The sequence below is a fragment of the Enterorhabdus sp. P55 genome (assembly GCF_009911695.1).
Taxonomy (GTDB): Bacteria; Actinomycetota; Coriobacteriia; order Coriobacteriales; family Eggerthellaceae; genus Enterorhabdus.
Genome location: NZ_QWKK01000149.1, coordinates 1 through 4,100 on the forward strand (window position 1 = coordinate 1; position 4,100 = coordinate 4,100).

The following is a 4,100-nucleotide window of genomic DNA, read 5'->3' on the forward strand; positions in this document are numbered from 1 at the left end:
CCGGCAGCCCGCCGGCCCTGCGCGCCCGCATCCGGCGCGACGGCTGCTTGCGTGGGGGCCTCTGCCCGCGCGCAGGCGATCGCGGCTCCGCGCGCATCGGCGAGGCGGCGCGGCGCCTGCCTGACGTCTGATCGGCGGAAACGATCCGTTCCCGCGGCTTTCCTCGCAGCGACACCCAGTCTCATGGCGTCCAACCTTTCCGCGACGGCGCCGCTTTGCCGGCGGCTGCGCTCTCGCGGAACCCGACCTCTCCCAACGGTCGCCCCTCATTCTACGGATGCCCGCGGGCACCCTCCGCGCCTGCGCTCGGTCGTGGCGTGCGCGTCACCCCCTCCTCACGCGCCCGTTGCCAACGTCAGCGCCCCGTTACCGCTGCGCGAGCCGTAAGGCGGCGGGCGGGCGAGTCGCGGCAGCGGCGGAGTCGCGGTGGGGGGGGCGCCGGCGCGCGGGGCGCCCTGGCGGCGCCTTGGATGAGGTCCGATGCCCCGGCAGCGCCTTGGGAGGCTGCTCTCGCGGCGGTGCCCTGTGGCGCTCGAGGCTCCTGCCTCCTAGCGGCTCCCGCATGCCGGGTGCTTCCCCAGAGGAGCCCGGAGGCTCGTGCATCGCCCGCCGTCCGTGGCGCCTTCCGGCGCGCGGGCTTGGCCGTGGCGGCGGAGGGCTCTCTGCGACGGCCGGGCGCTGGGGTGTCGGCAGCCGGGGCGACCCAGCGCCCGTCGTTGCCTGGCAATCGGGGCGCCGCCCGCCCTCCGATAGCGTGAGCCCCCTCGTGGGCCTGCCCCAGCTCTGCCTCGCCCTCGTGACGCACGCGGCGCGTATCGCGCGCCAGGATCCGGCCACCGCCGCCTCTCGGCTGCGAGATGGCGCTAATCGACGGTTTGGTATACGCTTTCGGCTCAGAGGGCGTGTTTTGCGCGGCTTGCCCCTCTCTCGCAAACGCGATCAGGGGAAACGTCGGCCGCAGCGCGCCTTGGGCCGCGGTAAGCCATGCCAAACCGTCGATCAGTGCCAGAATGGCGGAGAAAAGCGGCAGCAGGAGCGGCCTCGGAGGGCAGAAGGGGAGAGAACCATGGCGCGAAGAGGGGGATACGGCTACGAGCAGCCTCGCGGGCGGGGGCTCTCCCTGGCGCGCGTCGCCACCATCGGCGTCATCGCGGTGCTGCTGGTGGCCATCGGCTTCCAGCTGGCGGATCACGCCAATGCTCCCGCTCCCGCGCCCGACGCGCAGGGGTCTCCCGCGCTCGACGCGTCTGACCAGCCCCAGCCCGAGCCCCAGCCGGTCAGCCTCACCGTCACGTTCGCGGGCGACTGCACGCTCGGCACCGATTCCGCCTTCGACTACGCCACCAGCCTCAACGCGATGTTCGAGGCGGTGGACGATCCGGGCTACTTCCTGCGCAACGTCCAGCCCCTCTTCGCCGCCGACGATCTGACCATCGTCAACATGGAGGGAACGCTCACCACCTCGAACGCCCGCGCCGACAAGACCTTCGCCTTCAAGGGCCCGGCCGAGTTCGCCGCCATCCTCTCCAGCTCGAGCGTGGAGGCCGCCTCGCTGGCCAACAACCACTCGCGCGACTACGGCGAGCAGAGCTACCAGGACACCATCGCCGCCCTCGACGCGGAGGGCGTGCCGTCGTTCGGCTACGAGCGCATCGGCTACGTGGACGTGAAGGGCGTGAAGGTGGGCCTCGTGGGCGCCTATGAGCTGGCCGAGCACGAGGGGATGAAAGACGACATGGTGGCGCGCATCCAGGAGGCGCGCGACAACGGCGCGCAGCTCGTGCTCGTCTACATCCATTGGGGCATCGAGCGCGAGACCGTGCCCAACGACACCCAGATGATGCTGGGTCGCGCGGCCATCGACGCCGGCGCCGACCTAGTGGTGGGATCGCATCCCCACGTCATCCAGGGCTGGGAGGTCTACGAGGGGCGCTATATCGTGTACTCGCTCGGGAACTTCTGCTTCGGCGGCAACTCCAACCCCGCCGACAAGGACTGCATGATCTTCCAGCAGACGTTCACCGTGACGGGCGACGAGGTGGCGCGCGACGATGCGGTGGAGTTCATCGCCTGCTCGGTGTCGTCGTCGAGCTCGCGCAACAACTACCAGCCCACGCCGGCCGAGGGTGATGAGAAGGCGCGCATCGACGCCAAGATCCAGCGTTCGACCGACGCCATCGCCCAGAAGGCCGCCACGCTGGCCTAGGGCGGGCGGCTTCTGCGTCGTCGCCGGACGCCGATGCCACTTTTTCGGCCTGGGATGGCACTTATCCGGAGTTTGGTACGCTTTTTTCGCCCAAATGGCCGTTGTGGGCGCGGTCGGCCTCCCACGCGCAAAACCTGACCTGGGGAAACGCCGGCCGCTCTGCGCTTGGGGCCATGCCGAACCGTACCAAACTCCAAAAGAGTGCCACCCCGGGCCGAAAAAGCGGCGGTGGGGCGGCCTGCGACCGGGCGCCCCACCGTCCCACCCCGGCAGCGCCGGCGCGGTCGTTCCCGAAACCTGGTCTTTTCCTTAAGGTGGTCCACGTGCGCGGAGTTTTGCGCCATAATGGCGCTGATAACGAACCCACGCACAAACGAACACGAGGTTATCGCCCATGGGAAGCTTTTCCGACGAACGTCGAGGTCGTGATTCCCGCTCCCGCGCGCCCCGCGACGGCCGCGGCCGCCCCTCGGCCCCGAAGACCCCTCAGCGCCGGCCGCGCCAGCGCATAGCCGAGCCCCTCTCATCGCAGGAGAGCTACGACAGCATGCGTCGGTCGCGTGCGTCCTACGAGCGCGCCCGCGCCAGCCGCGACGTCTTGGACGAGGCTCGCCGCGCCGCCGGGAATCGCGAGGTCATCGACGGGCGCGGCTCCATCGACTCGCGCACCTTCAACGAGAGCCACCAGATATCGGCGCTGTCCCACGACGACCGCGACCGCCCGCGTGCGGCCATCGACGCGTCCATGACCGAGACGCGCTGGCACTCGCGGGCCGGCCAGGGCTTCGACTCCGTGCCGGACGCCGGCGCGATGGGCGGCATCCCTGCCCGCGTGCGGCCCCACGGGCCGGGGCATCGCGCGCCGTCGGGGGTCGGGTTCTCGGGCGGTGTCGTCAGCGGGCGCGGCGACTACGCCGGCGCCGGGGGCGGCTTTCTCGCGGGCATCCCGCTGTTCTTCAAGGTGACGGTTCCGCTCATCGTGGTGCTGCTGGTCATCCTCATCGTGCTGCTGCTCACGTAGCGGCGCGCGAGGCGGAGGATGCGCAGGAGGGGCCCGGCTCGTCTGAGCCGGGCCCCTCCGCGTTCAGGTTCCCGCTGCCGCGGTCGGGTGGCGGCCGGGTGCTAGGCGCGCTCGAAGGACCAGAGGTTGAGGCACTGGCTGATGATGCGGTCGGGGTCCCACGGCTGGAGGCTGCGCTGCTCGCTGTTGGGGTCGTGCACGATGACGTCACCGTTCTCGTTCACGCCGGACAGCACGATGAAGTGGCCCTTCGCGGTGAAGTCGCCCGGCCCCACGCTGCAGATGACGGGCCGCCCCGCCCGCAGCTCGGCGCGGATGGCGTCAGCGCTGGCGCTGAGCTCGCGCGAGCGCAGGCCTATCGTGCGGGCGCCGTCGCTCATGAGGCGCCAGGCGGTCATGCCGCTCTCGACGTAGCCGCCCTGCTCGCTGAACGCCGCCATGGCCGCGGGGTCGCGGTCGGTCTTGCCGGTGAGGGCCACATATACCATGGACAGGCAGGTGGGGCCGCAGCCGGACTCGGCCACGGTGGCGCCGGCGTAGGGCGCGTCGGCCCACTCCTCGTCGATCTGGTAGAGGAAGGGAACGGCGCCGCGTGCCCACTGGCTGCGCGGCGTGCTCGTGGGCGGCGTGTCCGCGTCGGGGGCGCTCGGGGTCGTGTCGCCGGTCGGAGCAGCTCCCGACTGGCCGAGCAGCGTGCCCGACTGGTCGCTCGCCTCGCCGCCACCGACGAGCGCCGCGAGGCCCATCGCGCCGGCGAGGATCAGCGCTGCCAGCCCGAGGGCGGCCACCATGGGCACGAGCCGCAGCGATGCGGCCAGGCCCCTGCCGGCCCGCGCCGCTGCGGCGGTCCCGCCGTGCCAGGTCGTGGCGGCG

General features: G+C 71.6%; 3 protein-coding genes. 2 read left to right on the forward strand and 1 reads right to left on the reverse strand.

Annotated elements, in window-relative coordinates:
- Positions 1 to 1,066 precede the first annotated feature (1,066 nt).
- Together D1643_RS10000 and D1643_RS10005 are read left to right on the forward strand one after the other, a co-directional pair.
- Positions 1,067 to 2,206 carry a CapA family protein gene (locus D1643_RS10000; RefSeq protein WP_160710481.1) on the forward strand — a complete coding sequence of 380 codons (1,140 nt, stop codon included), beginning with the start codon at positions 1,067 to 1,069 and terminating at the stop codon, positions 2,204 to 2,206.
- A 547-nt stretch (positions 2,207 to 2,753) separates the two neighbouring features.
- Complete coding sequence (locus tag D1643_RS10005; RefSeq protein WP_160710482.1) at positions 2,754 to 3,227, forward strand: hypothetical protein; 474 nt, start codon at positions 2,754 to 2,756, stop codon at positions 3,225 to 3,227.
- 101 nt (positions 3,228 to 3,328) lie between these two features.
- Here D1643_RS10005 and D1643_RS10010 read toward each other — a convergent pair.
- Positions 3,329 to 4,100 (reverse strand): C39 family peptidase (locus tag D1643_RS10010; RefSeq protein ID WP_236643541.1); only part of this gene is annotated, 772 nt, incomplete at its 5' end.

What these genes read in the sequence shown, in the direction of transcription:
- D1643_RS10000 (WP_160710481.1), top strand. Translation starts at nt 1,067, where the DNA reads ATGGCGCGAAGAGGGGGATACGGCTACGAGCAGCCTCGCGGGCGGGGG.
- D1643_RS10005 (WP_160710482.1), top strand. Translation starts at nt 2,754, where the DNA reads ATGCGTCGGTCGCGTGCGTCCTACGAGCGCGCCCGCGCCAGCCGCGAC.